15 protein-coding genes are annotated in these 15,370 nt (G+C 38.2%); 7 read left to right on the forward strand and 8 right to left on the reverse strand.

Going from position 1 to position 15,370, the window contains the following annotated elements:
* Positions 1 to 11: 11 nt before the first annotated feature.
* The 3 genes from ACTJKN_RS23715 to ACTJKN_RS23725 all read right to left on the reverse strand — a co-directional run bounded on the left by ACTJKN_RS23715 (position 12) and on the right by ACTJKN_RS23725 (position 3,621).
* Positions 12 to 1,358: an ankyrin repeat domain-containing protein gene (locus ACTJKN_RS23715; RefSeq protein WP_440828175.1), complete on the reverse strand. Its 1,347-nt coding sequence runs from the start codon at positions 1,356 to 1,358 to the stop codon at positions 12 to 14.
* A gap of 9 nt (positions 1,359 to 1,367) precedes the next feature.
* Positions 1,368 to 2,570 (reverse strand): ankyrin repeat domain-containing protein, encoded by a 1,203-nt coding sequence (locus ACTJKN_RS23720; RefSeq protein WP_440828176.1) that lies wholly within the window; start codon positions 2,568 to 2,570, stop codon positions 1,368 to 1,370.
* Positions 2,571 to 3,012: 442 nt separating this feature from the next.
* On the reverse strand, positions 3,013 to 3,621 hold the full coding sequence (locus tag ACTJKN_RS23725; protein WP_440828177.1) for a hypothetical protein: 609 nt from the start codon (positions 3,619 to 3,621) through the stop codon (positions 3,013 to 3,015).
* 210 nt (positions 3,622 to 3,831) lie between these two features.
* On the opposite strand from ACTJKN_RS23725, the gene ACTJKN_RS23730 reads away from it, so the two are divergent.
* Both ACTJKN_RS23730 and ACTJKN_RS23735 read left to right on the forward strand, forming a co-directional pair.
* A complete protein-coding gene (locus ACTJKN_RS23730) occupies positions 3,832 to 6,051 on the forward strand; it encodes an NADP-dependent isocitrate dehydrogenase (RefSeq protein WP_440828178.1) in 2,220 nt (739 codons plus the stop codon).
* A gap of 572 nt (positions 6,052 to 6,623) precedes the next feature.
* Positions 6,624 to 7,034, forward strand: coding sequence for a hypothetical protein (locus tag ACTJKN_RS23735; protein WP_440828179.1), 411 nt, complete (start codon positions 6,624 to 6,626; stop codon positions 7,032 to 7,034).
* Positions 7,035 to 7,093: 59 nt separating this feature from the next.
* Here the strand turns inward: ACTJKN_RS23735 and ACTJKN_RS23740 are convergent, their stop codons facing one another.
* The 3 genes from ACTJKN_RS23740 to ACTJKN_RS23750 form a co-directional block, all read right to left on the reverse strand.
* The gene (locus ACTJKN_RS23740; protein ID WP_440828180.1) at positions 7,094 to 8,911 is read right to left on the reverse strand and encodes a DNA polymerase III subunit gamma/tau; all 1,818 of its coding nucleotides are present in this window, start codon (positions 8,909 to 8,911) and stop codon (positions 7,094 to 7,096) included.
* A 97-nt stretch (positions 8,912 to 9,008) separates the two neighbouring features.
* Entirely contained in the window at positions 9,009 to 9,767 is a 759-nt protein-coding gene (locus ACTJKN_RS23745; protein WP_440828181.1) for a DUF1570 domain-containing protein, read from the reverse strand.
* Positions 9,768 to 9,773: 6 nt separating this feature from the next.
* On the reverse strand, positions 9,774 to 10,637 hold the full coding sequence (locus ACTJKN_RS23750; protein ID WP_440828182.1) for an AraC family transcriptional regulator: 864 nt from the start codon (positions 10,635 to 10,637) through the stop codon (positions 9,774 to 9,776).
* A 182-nt stretch (positions 10,638 to 10,819) separates the two neighbouring features.
* Between ACTJKN_RS23750 and ACTJKN_RS23755 the strand changes: the two genes are divergently transcribed.
* The 4 genes from ACTJKN_RS23755 to rplI all read left to right on the forward strand — a co-directional run bounded on the left by ACTJKN_RS23755 (position 10,820) and on the right by rplI (position 12,779).
* Positions 10,820 to 11,413 (forward strand): hypothetical protein, encoded by a 594-nt coding sequence (locus ACTJKN_RS23755; protein ID WP_440828183.1) that lies wholly within the window; start codon positions 10,820 to 10,822, stop codon positions 11,411 to 11,413.
* A 290-nt stretch (positions 11,414 to 11,703) separates the two neighbouring features.
* Positions 11,704 to 12,060 carry a 30S ribosomal protein S6 gene (gene rpsF, locus ACTJKN_RS23760; protein WP_029277408.1) on the forward strand — a complete coding sequence of 119 codons (357 nt, stop codon included), beginning with the start codon at positions 11,704 to 11,706 and terminating at the stop codon, positions 12,058 to 12,060.
* Positions 12,060 to 12,323, forward strand: coding sequence for a 30S ribosomal protein S18 (gene rpsR, locus ACTJKN_RS23765; protein ID WP_010599582.1), 264 nt, complete (start codon positions 12,060 to 12,062; stop codon positions 12,321 to 12,323). The genes rpsF and rpsR overlap by 1 nt, the downstream gene beginning before the upstream one ends.
* A 12-nt stretch (positions 12,324 to 12,335) precedes the next feature.
* Positions 12,336 to 12,779 carry a 50S ribosomal protein L9 gene (gene rplI / locus ACTJKN_RS23770; protein WP_029277406.1) on the forward strand — a complete coding sequence of 148 codons (444 nt, stop codon included), beginning with the start codon at positions 12,336 to 12,338 and terminating at the stop codon, positions 12,777 to 12,779.
* Between the two features lie 118 nt (positions 12,780 to 12,897).
* On the opposite strand, the gene ACTJKN_RS23775 is transcribed toward rplI, so the two are convergent.
* Both ACTJKN_RS23775 and ACTJKN_RS23780 read right to left on the reverse strand, forming a co-directional pair.
* A complete protein-coding gene (locus ACTJKN_RS23775) occupies positions 12,898 to 13,596 on the reverse strand; it encodes an SDR family oxidoreductase (RefSeq protein WP_215132307.1) in 699 nt (232 codons plus the stop codon).
* A 30-nt stretch (positions 13,597 to 13,626) separates the two neighbouring features.
* On the reverse strand, positions 13,627 to 14,436 hold the full coding sequence (locus ACTJKN_RS23780; RefSeq protein WP_440828184.1) for a 3-keto-disaccharide hydrolase: 810 nt from the start codon (positions 14,434 to 14,436) through the stop codon (positions 13,627 to 13,629).
* Positions 14,437 to 14,627: 191 nt separating this feature from the next.
* Here ACTJKN_RS23780 and mtgA point away from each other — a divergent pair, with 191 nt between their 5' ends.
* A complete protein-coding gene (mtgA, locus tag ACTJKN_RS23785; protein WP_440828185.1) occupies positions 14,628 to 15,356 on the forward strand; it encodes a monofunctional biosynthetic peptidoglycan transglycosylase in 729 nt (242 codons plus the stop codon).
* Positions 15,357 to 15,370 lie beyond the last annotated feature (14 nt).

Raw genomic sequence — 15,370 nt, forward strand, 5'->3', positions numbered from 1 at the left:
GTTTTAATAGCTTAAGCTTTTAAAATCTTAGCTTTTTCTGCATCAAATTCTTCCTGCGATAAAATACCGGCATCGAGTAACTCTTTTAAATCTAATAATGCCTGTTTTTTCGCAGCTATATCATTTTTCGGAGCTTCAGCAGTATTTTCTGATGATACTGTACTTGTTCCTTGCACATTTGGATTAGCTGGAAGGCCATATTTCAACAAGAGTTCCGTAATTTCATTAAACCCCTTAATATTCGAATAATCTATTGCTTTCTGTTCCTTTACATTTACAATGGAAGGGTCAGCTGATTTTTCGAGTAAAAATTTTACAGCATCTTTTTTACCATTGGCAGCCGAGTAATGTAAGGCAGTGTTCCCGCTTTCATCCTGAATATTAACATTCGCTCCTTTCTCTATTAATAGCTTTAACATACTTAAATGGCCACTTTTAGCTGCTACATGCAACAGGCTTTCGCCTCCATAGTTGTAATTGTTATCGAAAGAGAAGCTGGCCGAAATGGAAATGTTATTGGCGGTTTCTACCCATTCTAAGTACGAATACATCGAATCGTCGTTACCAGAAAGTGGTTTTGCATAGTTTACATCTATACCGTTGGTTAAAAATAAATCAACAATTTCTTTCTGGTTATTAGCGCAGGCATACCAGATGGGCGAGAGGCCATCTTTTGATGAAACGAATACATCTGCGCCCTTTTCTACCAATGTTTTGGTCAACATCCTGTTGGCATCATAACAGGCAATTAGTAATGCCGATTCTCCGGCATGATTAATATGGTTGATATTTCCACCTTTTTCGAGAATAAACTCAACCATTGGTGTGTTTTTAGATTTAACCGCAAATATTAAGGGTGAATCGCCATGTTTATTAGTGGTGTTGATATTGGCGCCAAATTCCAATAATTTTTGAACAATTTCTTTATTCCTCCAGCTTGCAGCAATAAGCAAGGGCGTTTCTGCCTCGTTATTTTCACCGTCAACTTCAAGACCTTGATTAAGTAGTTTTTCTAATACTTCAATCTGTCCGCTTTGTGCAGTAAGGTGTAATAAACTGTTGCCTTTAAAATCCTTAATGTCAACTCTTGCACCTTTATCTAAAAGAAACAGTGCGGTTTGTTTCTGTTTTTGTAAACAGGCAAAGTAAAAAGGTGTTTCTCCAGCATGATCTTCGTAATCTAAAGCTGCCCCACGATCTATTAAAATCTGTACAAGGTCTAAATATCCACGGTGAGCGGCATAATGAAGGGCTGTTCTGCCTTTTTCATCTGTATAATCTACCTCTACCTCTTGGTTGGCCAATAAAAGTTCGGCTATTTTGCGCTTGCCGCTTTCGCAGGCAATAATAAATGACATCGACATATGTTAAGATTGTTTCATGAGCAGTTCTACAGTTTTTATTTTTAGGTTATCATCAGATGCAAGCATCAGTGCGCTTTTATCCTGATCGTTGGTGATAGCAATATCTGCACCGTTTTCGAGCAGGAGCTTTACTTTTCGATAGGTTTCTTTCGCTTTTTCTGCTTCGTAATTTACATTGTAGGCACAAACTTTATGCAACAGGGTATTCCCTTTATTATCGGCCCTGTTTACATCTACGTGTCCGGTTTCCAAAACAGCCTGTAAAATATCAGCCGGTTTTTCGGCTATAATATCCAATGGAGTAGTATCTGCGCCGTACCAGGTACTGGCCTGATATAAATCGGCGCCATCTTCAATCAGTTTTTTAAGGAAGTTGATGCCACTTTCGCTGTTAGACATCATCCGAACATATTCGAATAATAGTGTTTCGCCGTTTTTATTAACCTGATCGAAAGTTGGTAAAGCAAAATTGCGCATTGTATCGTAGATGTTTTCGCTCTGTGAATGTGCCACGGCATAAAAGAAAGCTGAATTTCCATCGCGGTCGGTATGATTGGGATCGGCGCCATTTTCGAGCAGATGGGCAATTAAATTTTTCTTGTTAAATTTTATTGCGGTAATTAATGGGCTTTCCTGCACCACATTGCCTTCATTAATATCAACACCTTCGTTAAGGAGAATATCGATATATCCTTTAAGCAGATCGGTAGTCTGTTCATCGTTTAGGTTATACCTTCGGAAACTGCTTTTCACTACCTGATGGATGTAGTTTTCCTCTGCATTGTTTTTGAAGTTAGCTGTGCACCCTGCATCGATACATGTTTTGATCAGCGCTAAACTCACTCCGTTTTCGAAGAAATAACTTAATAGTGTTTTGGTGTTAACCTCGTCATTTAAGTTGTCGAAATGAGTAATAAATTCATTGAAAAATGCAATATCTTCATCGTCATTACCAAGGTTGCGGACAATAGCCTGAAAAATGCTTTTGTCAAAACTGTCGAATTCATAAATGTCGGTTTCGATGGTCTTATCCGTTAGCATCATACTCAGGATTTCGTATTGTTTTTCTCTTACCAGGTGATCAAAAATAGATGATTTATGATGCTCCTGGATACTTTTAGAGAGTTTTTCGCCATTTTGCATCATGCTTTTAGCCTCTTCGAATTTGCGGGCATTTAACTGTTGATCTAAAGTAGGTTCGGTCATTTAAATTAAAAATTTTAAAGTAGATAGATATATGGTTTTGACGCTACAAAAGTTTAGCCAAAGAATTGGTTGACAAAAAAATATTGTGGTATTGCAATAGAGACAGATAGAACTATACCTTATTATAATATGGTCGTTTATTTCTTTGAAAAGCAATTGCAGCATTCCATCGGTTAATTTCTTCCTGCTCTTCCTGCTGCCATGAAAAATGGCATTCGTTCGATCAGGTTTAGTTAGGTCATTTTCTGCTAATATATTTATTTTCTGTGCTACAAGCCTAAGTTTCTAGCCCTGATCGGAGCGGGCATCCTGATTTTTTCTATCGGGATAAAGAGGAGAGCAGGAATGACTTTAAAAATAGCGAATGGTATTGCGCTCCAAAAAAATGTTGCTATCCTAAAAAATCACTTAAAACTATAGCGATATTGCTAGAACCAATTATTTATACTTCTGTAAATAAAAATTCTTCCCCAATAAAATAACTTTCACCAAAGATTAAGAGTTTTAATTTATTTTCAGGCTTAACTGAACTTTCTACAAAATTTGATTTGATATTGTGTTTCGCTAGGCATATCTGATACCTTTCTAAAACCTGTTTTGGACCACGAGCAAACATACCCGAACCATCCTTACATAATTTAAAAATATCCATAGCGGCATTTATGCCATAAGCGAAAGGAAAATTGTCGTAGTAGGTTTTTAAATGGGTTCTATATAGGTCTATAAATAGTTTTTCTGAATTTTTTGCTTTCCCATTGTAATAAAGATCGCCTTTTACATCCGTCAATTCATAAAGTAAAAAATGGTCAGAATAGAATGAAAAATGTGTAGTCCAGGATCTTGAAAAATTCTCAGCTGCGATATTGATAATTTTTAATTCCCATATATGCTTGCTTTGTCTATCGGAACCAGGATAGAGATCAAAGTTTACAATAAGATCTTTCTCTTGGTAAACTAGTGCTGAGATTATCATACGCCCATGTACAATGTACTCATTCGTGGCAAGTATTTTTTCTAATCTTTCAGGAAGTTTGTAATTGAGCGTTTTCAAAGTAGATTGCTTGGTTTTAAATAGTTCTTAACTAATATAAAAAATGTAACTATATTTTTAACATTTAAGCCTTTATTCAAGTCATAAATAACATTGCGATGTTCCTTAATTCATTCGATTATTTTATCTTTAGGCGATTTTAAAAAGATCGGCTTACAAACCTGGAAACCGATTGAATAGTAAACCTTAATAAGCAAAATCAATATAAACATGTCAAATACATCAAAAATTATCTACACCAAAACCGACGAGGCGCCAATGTTGGCAACCTACTCACTTTTACCTATTGTACAAGCTTTTACTGCGTCAGCGGGTATTGATGTAGAAACCAGAGATATTTCTTTAGCAGGAAGAATTTTGGCAAACTTTCCTGAGTATTTAAAAGACGATCAAAAAATTGGTGATGCTTTAGCAGAGCTTGGTGCCTTGGCTACCACTCCAGAAGCTAACATTATCAAATTACCAAATATTTCTGCTTCTATCCCTCAGTTGGTAGGTGCAATTAGCGAGCTGCAGGCGCAGGGTTTTGCCATTCCAAATTATCCTGATAATGCACAGAGCGACGAAGAAAAAGCAATTAAAGCTAAATATGCAAAAGTTTTAGGTTCGGCTGTAAATCCGGTTTTACGTGAGGGTAACTCTGATCGTAGAGCGCCTAAAGCGGTTAAAAACTACGCTAAACAAAACCCACATTCGATGGGTAAATGGTCTGCAGATTCGAAAACCAAAGTGGCCAGCATGACTGAAGGCGATTTTTACGGTTCTGAAAAATCTACAACTGTTGCTGAAGCAGGCCAGTTTAAAATAGAATTTGTTGCTGCAGATGGTGCTGTAACCGAATTAAAAGCTTTGTCACCATTAAAAGCAGGAGAGGTGATTGATAGTTCTGCATTGAGCTTATCGGCATTGAAAACTTATGTGGCTAAAGAAATTGCTGAAGCTAAGGCAGCAGGCGTATTGTTATCTGCGCACTTAAAAGCAACGATGATGAAGGTTTCTGATCCGATTATTTTCGGTGCCATTGTTGAAGTTTACTTTGCAGATGTGTTTACTAAATATGCCGATCTTTTCAAAGAACTGAACATTGATACCAGAAATGGTTTAGGTGATGTTTACGCAAAAATTGCAGGCAACGCAAAACAAGCTGAAGTTGAAGCTGCTTTGGCTCAGGCTATAGAAAACGGTCCGGCCCTGGCCATGGTAAATTCTGATAAAGGAATTACCAACCTTCATGTGCCATCGGATGTGATTGTTGATGCTTCGATGCCGGCCATGATCCGTACTTCGGGACAGATGTGGAACAAAGAAGGTAAAGCACAAGATACCATCGCTTTAATTCCAGACCGCTGTTATGCCGGTGTTTACACCGCAACCATTGATGACTGTAAAGCAAACGGTGCCTTTGATGTGACTACGATTGGTTCGGTACCCAATGTTGGCCTAATGGCACAAAAAGCTGAAGAATATGGTTCACATGATAAAACTTTCCAGGCTACTGCTGCCGGAACAATCCGCGTAACTGATGCTGATGGTAAAGTATTTTTTGATCAGAAAGTAGAAAAAGGCGATATCTTCCGTATGTGTCAAACCAAAGATGCCCCAATTCAGGATTGGGTAAAATTAGCGGTTAACAGGGCACGTTTATCAGAAACTCCTGCCGTGTTCTGGTTAGATGAAAACAGGGCGCACGATAGAGAAATCATTGCTAAAGTAAATACCTATTTAAAAGACCACGACACTACAGGTTTAGATATCCGCATTTTGGCGCCAATTGAAGCCACTAAATTTACCCTGGAGCGTATCCGCAAAGGTTTAGATACCATTTCGGTTACCGGTAACGTATTGCGTGATTATTTGACAGATTTATTCCCGATTTTAGAACTAGGAACCTCTGCTAAAATGTTATCAATCGTACCTTTAATGAACGGTGGTGGTTTGTTCGAAACCGGTGCTGGTGGTTCTGCCCCAAAACATATTGAGCAATTTATTGTAGAAGGTTATTTACGCTGGGATTCGCTTGGCGAATTTTTAGCTCTTCAGGCTTCTTTAGAGCATTTATCTCAAACGCAAAATAATGCAAAAGCGCAGGTACTAGCCGATGCTTTGGATGAGGCTAATGCTAAATTCCTGGCAACTGATAAATCTCCGGGCAGAAAATTGGGTACTATCGATAACCGTGGTTCTCACTTCTACTTGGCTCTATATTGGGCCGAAGCTTTAGCTGCACAAACTAAGGATGCCGATCTGAAAGCTAGATTTGCACCGTTAGCTAAAACTTTGTTAGAAAATGAAGCCAAAATCAACGAAGAGTTGATCGGTTCGCAAGGCAAACCTCAAAACATTGGCGGTTACTATAACCCTAATGATGAATTGGCAAGCAAAGCCATGCGCCCAAGTGAAACATTAAATACTTCTTTGGCTAGTTTGTAAGCTAAATTTGAGTTGTCAACTTTAATATGCTTTTAGAGTGGAAGTTGACAACTCTTAAAATATTTTGGCGTCCCGATATAAAAATCGGGGCGCTTTTTTATGGTTTAACGTGGTCAGATTTATAGTCATTTTCCTAGGAGGTCGACGAGTCTTTTATTTGGAAAGTAGATTCTTGCGTGAGGGATAGCAACGGAAAGCCCACAGCCCGATTCTTCATCGGGCGAGGACTTGAAGTGTATAGCCCGACCCTTGCGCAGCTTGGGGCACGCCCAAATGATAAAATTATATAATTAGAGAAAACTTATCCACACTGGATTGCTATAATACTATAAAATCTAACTTTCGAAATCTGTGACCCTACAGACCGAAATGACTTGACAGGTAATTTCTTGCGTGAGGGATAGCAACGGAAAGCCCACAGCCCGGTTCTTCATCGGGCGAGGACTTGAAGTGTATAGCCCGACCCTTGCGCAGCTTGGGGCACGCCCAATAATTGAAAGATTCTCTTGCTAGAACAAACCTTATCGGGATCATTTTGTTATATTCATATAAATTATTAGAACACTAATATCATGGCAAATAACGAGAATAAAGGATCGCAGGATAAAATACACAGTACCACAGAAAACAGCGAAATCAATAAAGAGAATCTCGCTTATGATGAAAATAAGCAGAGTTACGAGCTCGATGTAAGAGGTACGGATAAGGATTACGACCACCCGATGGGATACGAAACGGTTGCTGCAGGTGCTAAAGATGATGATTCTACTTATGATGAAGCGAATCCATACGTTGGTGATGAATACGCACGGAATGAAGAAGTTGCCGAAGATAACCTGGAAGAGCTGGGTATGCATGTTGATAATGGGGAAAGTGTTAAACTCAGTCCTGAAGACGAAATACTTGCCCGTACACCCGAAGATAACCGCGATGACTTAGATGAAGAAGGTTATCCGATTAACGATACGCCAAAGATCAGTTAGCAGTTTCCAAGCAACAGTTTTTGCCTGCCGAGAATTGAAAACTGTGAACTGAAAACTGATTAAGGATTAACATCTAAGTTAAATCTCTTGCGCAATTCGTCGAGCTTTGGATTTTTGTTTACCAGGTAATCATACTTTTCACGGTTACCATAAAGCCTGTTTTCTATTTTACGTTCAACAAGTTTATAGGTAACCTCCACACCAAAGTTGCTAAGTTCATTTCTCAAAAAGTTCAATAGCTCAACAGACTCTTGTTGTACAAGATGTTCCTGCGTTTTACTTTCTACCGAAATTTCGATCAGCTCGGGATTTAAAAGTGTAGGTGCGAAATTATTTAAGATGGTAAAAAGATTGATTTTATCGGCCGCCTTCATTTTTTGAGTGAAGGCATTCCATACTTCCAATAAACGGTCGTAACTAAAAGGTTCTCTGGCTTCGCCTGTAACTTTCTTTGGCCCCTTATCGTCATCTTCCTGTGTAACCCGGTCCAGATCGTTTAAAGATGGGATGAGTGTGCTTATCGCATTGGGTTTGGGAATATTGATGCTGATGGAAGTTGCAGATGGTGGCGGACCAACCCTGGGTGTTTCCTTTGGCTTTTCTTCTGCAAGAATGTTAGGTAAAGCAGCACTTTTAATCGCAGGCGCTACGGCTTGGACCGTATTTTCGTTTTCTGTTTTTGGTTTTTCTGCCTGCCCGGTTACGACATTAGTTTTTTTTTTATCCTGATCTACGTCAGTTGCTGTGTTATTGGGGCTTAAAGGCTGTTGTGCTAAATTGACGACCGACCGGATATGGCACATTTTAATCAGTGCCAGCTCTACCTGTAAACGCTGGTTTTTAGAATTCTTGTAATTTAGATCGCAGGTATTGGCCAGGTTTAATGCCGTTAACAAAAACGATAATTCTGTTTGCCTGCACTGATCGAGATATTTTTGTTTGATGTTCTCGCTAACTTCTAAAAGTTTAATGGTCGATGCATCTTTACCCACCAATAAATTACGGAAATGTGAAGCAAGGCCATTTATAAAGTTATTGCCATCGAAACCGTTATTTAAAATTTCGTCGAACAGGAGTAGGGTTTGGCTAACTTCTGCTGCGGTTAAATAAGAGGTAAGTTTGAAAAAATAATCGTAATCTAAAATATTAAGGTTATCGATTACAGCTTTATAAGTAATGTTCTTGTTTGCATAACTGGCAATCTGATCGAACATCGAAAGTGCATCACGCAATCCACCGTCTGCCTTTTGGGCAATAATATGCAAACCATCGCTTTCAAAAGCGATATTTTCGCGTTGGGCAATGGTTGATAAATGGCTGGCAATATCTTCTACTTGGATCCGGTTGAAATCAAAAATCTGGCAACGTGATAAAATAGTCGGCAGAATTTTATGTTTCTCAGTGGTGGCCAGGATAAAAATAGCATAAGAAGGTGGTTCTTCCAATGTTTTCAGAAAGGCATTAAATGCACTCTGCGATAACATATGAACCTCATCAATGATATAGATCTTATATTTTCCTGCTTGTGGTGGTATTCTAACCTGCTCAATTAAGCTACGGATATCATCAACAGAGTTGTTTGAAGCCGCATCTAATTCATGCACATTAAAAGAATGCCCGTTCTGGAAAGAGAGGCAGTTATCACATTGGCCACAGGCTTCCATTTCTGCTGTAGGGTTAGTACAGTTAATGGTTTTTGCAAGGATACGTGCACAGGTTGTTTTACCCACACCACGAGGCCCGCAGAATAAAAATGCCTGGGCAAGTTGATTGTTTTTAATGGCGTTTTTTAACGTACCGGTAATATGCTGCTGGCCAACAACGGTTTCGAAGGTGGCTGGGCGGTATTTACGGGCAGAAACGATAAAATTTTCCATCGGCACGAAAATAGGAATTTTTTATCAGTTGGAATGTGGTAAGATTGGAATGTTGAAAAGTTGTAATGTGATCAGGCCGGAGGCTTAAAAGAACAATTTATTTATGATAGTTGTAAAATAGCTTATATCTTTCTTCGAACCGGTCAAAACTACCAAAAGTAAGATCAATCGCTTTTTCGGTATCGTAACCCTGTGTATTGAGTTTAATTATTTTTTTAAGCAGGTCTGTTCTTTTGGATTTTATAAAAAAGTAGATCACACTGTAGGCCGTATTGTAATTATCGTCTATATCATGTCCGTAAAATGAACCACTGTATATTTTGAAAAAATTTTTTAGCCTTTCGCTGTCTCTCGAATCTATTCCTGCTTGTATACGCTTAATTCTACCATTTTGTGGATAGGAGTACAAATTCCCCTCGCTGTCAAAATCTAGTGTTTCGAAAAACTCTGCAAGGCCCTCGTTTAACCATTTAGGCGATTTTTTAAAATTAAACTGGAAAATACTATGGCTGGCCTCATGGAGTGCTACCGAAATAAAATCGCTGCTCTTATACACAAAGGCTTCGTTAATTGTGGCAATATAAAATCCAGCACTATTTATTGGCGCATTATATGTTTTTTGTGCTAACCGATAATCTTTACTCTTCCCATAGAGATTTATTTTAACAGGTGCGGTTATGTTCTCTCTGGTTTCAAAAATTTCGTTACAGAACATGCGTTCGTAAGCAATCAGTTTCTCTATCTTCTTTTGCTCGGTTTCGCTTATTTTGCAGTTTACTAAATTAATATCAACATATTGAGCGTAAAGAGATAGGTTGATGATGTTTGAGAGTATCAGTAGTAGATATTTGTTCATATTCAATTATTTAATCAGCGACTTAAGCTCATGCCTATATTCTGAAGCACTTTTGCCGGTAAACTCCTTAAACAGTTTATTAAAATGGCTAAAGTTGTTAAAGCCGCTTTCGTAAGAAATATTGGCAATACTGATGGGTTTTTCGGCCAGAAGCTTTGAAGCATGTACCACCCTGTATTCATTTACAAAATGTGTAAAGGTTTTTTTGGTAATCTTTTTAAAATAGCGGCAAAAGGAGGGAACAGTCATGCTCGACATTTCTGCGATGTGCTGCAAACTGATCTGATCCTGAAAATGATCTTTTACATAGTTAAAGATCATATTAATGCGGTCGTTATCCTGCACCTGCATTTCCATCGAAAACCCGTCGGCATTTAGAATTTTGTAATCTTTGGCATGTTCAAGTTCTTTTAAAACGCTTAGCAGGGTTAAAAGCCTGTCGAATGGTGGCTGATCGTCCATCATTTCGATCCGGTCGCCTACCATGCTCTTGGTTTCGGTGCCAAATGCAATGCCAGCCTTTGCTTTATCAAAAAGCTCATGGATTCCTTTTATCTCCTGCAGGCCTAAAAAAGTGGCACCCAAAAAATCAGGCTTCATCTGGATTACCGTTTCGTTTTTATTCCCCGTATTGGTGTCTGTAAATCCGCAATGGGGCAGGTTGCTGCCGATCAGGATCAGATCACCATCGGTATAATAAGAAACGTGGCTGCCGATCTGCCTTTTCCCGGCACCACCATTTACAAATACCATTTCAACTTCGGGATGGTAATGCCATAGGTGCGCCATGTTGTTGGCGTTCTCCACATATTTTGAATAATAGAATGAACTCCCGAAAGAAGGCTCAACAACCTCGAAACTTGGCTTCATTATTTTTTAATTTATTGCACTAAAATACATAAAAAATATGCTTTATTATAACTTATGACAAAATACCCTTGTAATTGGGGTAATATAGCATAGATATTGGAAAATATGCAATCGTCTATATCTCAGTTACCTCCATACCTTAGTGGTGTCATATAATTATTAACTCTTTAAAAATATTGGTTATGAAAAAGTTCTTAAAAATCGGTTTAATAGCAGCGTTGTTTTTTACTGCTACGGGTGTTCACGCTAACGATGATAATTTTACATTAAAAGTAAAAGGCGAAAAAGAAAAGTTTATCCGTTTTTCTGTAGATAAGGCAGAAGACGTTAATCTGTCGCTGATCGGTGCAGATGAGGAAGTTTTATTTGAAGAAAATATTCATGCTTCAGCTTTATCAAGCAAGGTTTATGATTTAAACGCACTTCCTGATGGAAACTATGTGCTTAAAGTAGAGTCTGAATTAAAACTGGCTAAATATACCGTAACCATCAAAGATGGTGAGGCATTGGTGTCTGAGCCAAAAGTATCTAACATATTTAAACCGGTTTATACTAAAAAAGATCAGGTTATTACCCTTGATCTGGATAACCTGGATAAAAATCCGATCGAAGTTAAAGTATACAATGAATACAATGACGAGGTTTACAACGAAGTATTTAAAGATAAATCGCAGTTGACAAAGAAATTCAATATCAGCAAAACAGATTCTAAAGAATTAACCTTTGTGGTGACGTATAAAGAAGAGAGTTTTGTTAAAACGATACAAACTTATTAAACATAATAGCTAATTGATATGGGGAGATTGTCGGATAGATAGTCTCCCTTTTTTGTTTGTAAGATTGGATGTGAGATATGCGACATGAGATTTGAGGCGCCAGAATCGTGAGGAGATAATGTTTCGCGGTCATTTTTCTATGTTTCGTTTTATCATGTAACTTTTTCTTTCTTAATTGCTTGTGATTCTTCTTTTTTCTGATTAATCATTTGATTTTAAGAAATATATTGTTACTTTTGCATCCCCGTAATATACCTCGGGATTAAAAATTAAAAACATAATTTATAACAATGAATCAGTACGAAACTGTTATCGTTCTAACCCCTTTGTTATCAGAAGAAGTTGCTAAAGAGGCATTAGCCAAATATAAAGCAATCCTTGTTGATAACGGAGCCGAAATTGTCCAAGAGGATAATTGGGGTTTGAGAAAATTAGCGTATCCAATTGAGAAAAAATCAAACGGATTCTTCAACTTAACTGAATACAAATCTTCAGGTGATTTGATCGCAAAATTAGAGCTTGAATTAAAACGCGATGAGCGTGTGTTACGTTTCTTAACAATCCGTTTAGACAAACACGCTGTTGCTTACAATGAGAAAAAGCGTAGTGGTGCTTTTAACAAAAAAACTAAGGAGGTTGCAGCGTAATGGCAAGAGAACAAATACAATACGTAACTGCCCCTAAAGTAGAGGATAACCGTAAAAAATATTGCCGTTTCAAGAAAAACGGAATTAAATACATCGATTACAAGGACGCAAATTTCTTGTTGAAATTTATTAACGATCAAGGTAAATTGTTACCACGCCGTTTAACTGGTACTTCGTTAAAATTCCAACGTAAAGTGGCTCAGGCAGTTAAACGTGCCCGTCACATCGGTTTGTTACCTTTCGTTGCTGATCAATTAAAATAGGAGGCTAGAGATATGGAAATTATTTTAAAACAAGATATTAAAGGCCTTGGCGAGAAAGATGATGTAGTTACAGTAAAGCCAGGTTATGGCCGTAACTATTTAATCCCTCAAGGATTTGGAGCATTGGCTACTTCTTCTGCTAAAAAAGTTTTAGCTGAAAACTTAAAGCAAGCTGCTTTTAAACAAGATAAAATTAAGAAAGATGCTGAAGGTGTTGCTGAGCGTTTAACTGATGTTAAACTTTCAATCGGTGCTAAAGCAGGCGAAAGCGGAAAAATCTTCGGAGCGGTTAACACCATCCAGATTGCTGAAGCATTAAAAGCACAAGGCTTTGATGTAGACCGTCGTCGTATTACTTTCGAAACTGAACCTAAATTTGTTGGCGAATATGTTGCTAACTTAAACTTACACAAAGAAGTTAAAGTTCAGGTTCCTTTTGAAGTAGTTGCTGAATAAGCATTCTTTCAAGAATCAAAAAAAGGTCGCGATGAAAATCGGGACCTTTTTTTATGGAAAATGGATAATTTAAGAAAGGATATGGTAAACGATATCCCTTTTTAATTATCCATTATTTTTATCCCTTCGGCGTGGTTGGTCTGATTTCTACCTTACTCGGCAAAGTCCTTGCCGGCATGGCCAATAAATCAACAATCAGTTTGCCCATATCCTCTGGCTGGATTTTCCATGCATCATTTTCAGCATTGGGCTGGTGATCGTTAAAATGGCTAGCTACCGATCCGGGCATAATGGTACTCACTTTTACGCCATACTTTCTTAAATCGAGCATAACTGATTGCGTAAAACCTGTTAAACCAAATTTACTGGCATTGTAAGCTGAGCCACCTGCAAAAAAGTTTGTACCTGCTAAACTAGAAATGGTAAAGATATGTCCCTTGTTCTTTTTGATTTCTTCAACACTTGCTTTAATGCTATAAAAAACGCCTGTTAAATTGGTGTCTATGGTTTCTTTCCATAAATCTACATCGAGCTCGTCAATAGGTGCAAAATGCCCTACACCAGCGTTGGCAATGAGTATATCCAATTGTCCCCATTTTTCGAGTATCAGGTTTACCGCACCCTGCTGAGATTTAAAATCTGCGACATCTGCTTCAATGGCCAGTACATCACCATGAGCCACCAGATGCGATGCAGCCTGGTTTGCGCTGGCAATAGTCCTGCTTGTAATAGCTACTTTATAACCTTCTTTTAAAAGGGCTTCGGCAATACCAAAACCAATTCCTTTACTTCCTCCTGTAATTAATGCAACTTTCATGTTCTTGTAACGTATAGTATCGAAAAATGTTTAATTAGATTTTTTGTTATGATGGTGCGGAAGCTCCATAATCTGGATATCTTTAAAATCAACTGGCTGTCCTTCACTTTGTAAGGCAATAAAACCTTGTGTAAGTGCTTTTCCATCAATTTTAATTTTCGGATCAAAACGGTTAGCTACGCCTCCGCCAATTTGTGGCTTGTTATACTGCAATACGGTATCACCATTAATAATATGTTTTACAACCGAATCGCCCATTACAATAAGCTCGGCAGATACCCACTGGTCGCCATCGTATGTTTTTGATTTCGAATCCAGACAATGGCCCGGGAACTTACTGCCATTGTAAAAAATCTCCGTACCTGGTGAACACATGTTTCCGGTAGGGCGGGGACGGCCATCGCTCAAACCGCCCAAAAACTGCATCTCGATCGAAATTGGCCAATCCTGTTCTTTAGGCATGGTTTTCGGATCTTGAGAATGGAACATCACTCCGCTATTACGCAAAGTATAACTTGGCGCACCTTTTTGCAGCTCGCCAACAAAACGGTATTTTAATTTTAGATGATAGTAAGAGAAGGGTGTTTTGTAATAAAGATGACCAAACTGATCATTGAAATCGCCATATTGATCATATCGGACCTGTATTGTCCCGTCTTCAACTCTAAATGTATTTCCGTAGTTTACATTGTAATCATGATGGTGGATTTTAACGTTCCAATCTTTAATGTCTTTCCCGTTAAAAAGTGTTATCCACCTTTCAGATCTGTTATTGATATTCTTGGTTGTACTGCAACTCCATAGTGTAACAGCAAGAAAGAGATAGCCTAGTTTTTTCATTTGGTTAATTTTGTTTGCACTCTGTTTAAAAATGTGAAATCACAAAATACATAAACAAACTGATTTTCATGTACAATAAGGGTTTACCACGAGAATTTTGCATTTTGGCGTTGTTTTTCGATGATAAAAAAAACGCATTATACCGGCCCTCTGCATTTCCCATCTTCCGTCCCTTTAATTACCTTTGCGCCATGGCGAAAACGCGGACAAGCAGAACCAAAAGCAAATCAAAACACCCCCTTCTAAAGAAGATTACCAATATTGCTACGAAAGTATTTTTATATTTTCTGCTGGTTTCTGTGTTTTGGGTAATTGCGCTGCGCTTTATCAATCCGCCTATTACACTTTTAATGGTGCTACGGAACATTGAACGTAAAGCCGATGGTAAATCTTTTAAAATAGAGAAAAAGTGGGTGAAATTCGAGGATATGTCTGATAATATGAAAAGGGCTGCGGTATCTGCCGAAGATCAGCTCTTTTTAAAACATATCGGTTTTGATATGAAAGCCATTGAAAAAGCTTTTGCCAGTAATGCCAAAGGGAAAAAGGTAAAGGGTGGAAGTACCATTTCGCAACAAACAGCTAAAAACGTTTTCTTGTGGCCTGGCCGGTCGTGGATAAGAAAAGGTTTTGAAGCTTATTTTACTTTACTCATAGAACTGTTCTGGAGCAAAGAAAGAATATTGGAAGTTTACCTGAACGTAATCGAAATGGGCGATGGGATTTATGGCGCCGAAGCCGCCGCCCAGGAGTATTACGGTAAATCCTGTACAAAACTGACCAGGAAACAGGCCGCTTTAATTGCTTCCTGTTTTCCAAACCCCAGAAGGTGGACGCCCAAAAATGCAACCCCATACATCAGGCACCGTCAATATCTGATTTTAAGAAATATGAATAGGTTAGGGCCGCTGGATTTCTAATGATTGAATGATTG

Source organism: Pedobacter sp. 22163 (genome assembly GCF_052045595.1).
Classification (GTDB): Bacteria; Bacteroidota; Bacteroidia; order Sphingobacteriales; family Sphingobacteriaceae; genus Pedobacter.

Bases quoted from the DNA above. Each gene is read 5' to 3' on its own strand.
- rpsF (WP_029277408.1), top strand. From the start codon at position 11,704: ATGAATCAGTACGAAACTGTTATCGTTCTAACCCCTTTGTTATCAGAA.
- rpsR (WP_010599582.1), top strand. From the start codon at position 12,060: ATGGCAAGAGAACAAATACAATACGTAACTGCCCCTAAAGTAGAGGAT.
- ACTJKN_RS23745 (WP_440828181.1), bottom strand. From the start codon at position 9,767: ATGAACAAATATCTACTACTGATACTCTCAAACATCATCAACCTATCT.
- ACTJKN_RS23730 (WP_440828178.1), top strand. From the start codon at position 3,832: ATGTCAAATACATCAAAAATTATCTACACCAAAACCGACGAGGCGCCA.
- ACTJKN_RS23740 (WP_440828180.1), bottom strand. From the start codon at position 8,911: ATGGAAAATTTTATCGTTTCTGCCCGTAAATACCGCCCAGCCACCTTC.
- ACTJKN_RS23780 (WP_440828184.1), bottom strand. From the start codon at position 14,436: ATGAAAAAACTAGGCTATCTCTTTCTTGCTGTTACACTATGGAGTTGC.
- rplI (WP_029277406.1), top strand. From the start codon at position 12,336: ATGGAAATTATTTTAAAACAAGATATTAAAGGCCTTGGCGAGAAAGAT.
- ACTJKN_RS23720 (WP_440828176.1), bottom strand. From the start codon at position 2,570: ATGACCGAACCTACTTTAGATCAACAGTTAAATGCCCGCAAATTCGAA.
- ACTJKN_RS23775 (WP_215132307.1), bottom strand. From the start codon at position 13,596: ATGAAAGTTGCATTAATTACAGGAGGAAGTAAAGGAATTGGTTTTGGT.
- ACTJKN_RS23755 (WP_440828183.1), top strand. From the start codon at position 10,820: ATGAAAAAGTTCTTAAAAATCGGTTTAATAGCAGCGTTGTTTTTTACT.
- mtgA (WP_440828185.1), top strand. From the start codon at position 14,628: ATGGCGAAAACGCGGACAAGCAGAACCAAAAGCAAATCAAAACACCCC.
- ACTJKN_RS23750 (WP_440828182.1), bottom strand. From the start codon at position 10,637: ATGAAGCCAAGTTTCGAGGTTGTTGAGCCTTCTTTCGGGAGTTCATTC.
- ACTJKN_RS23715 (WP_440828175.1), bottom strand. From the start codon at position 1,358: ATGTCATTTATTATTGCCTGCGAAAGCGGCAAGCGCAAAATAGCCGAA.
- ACTJKN_RS23735 (WP_440828179.1), top strand. From the start codon at position 6,624: ATGGCAAATAACGAGAATAAAGGATCGCAGGATAAAATACACAGTACC.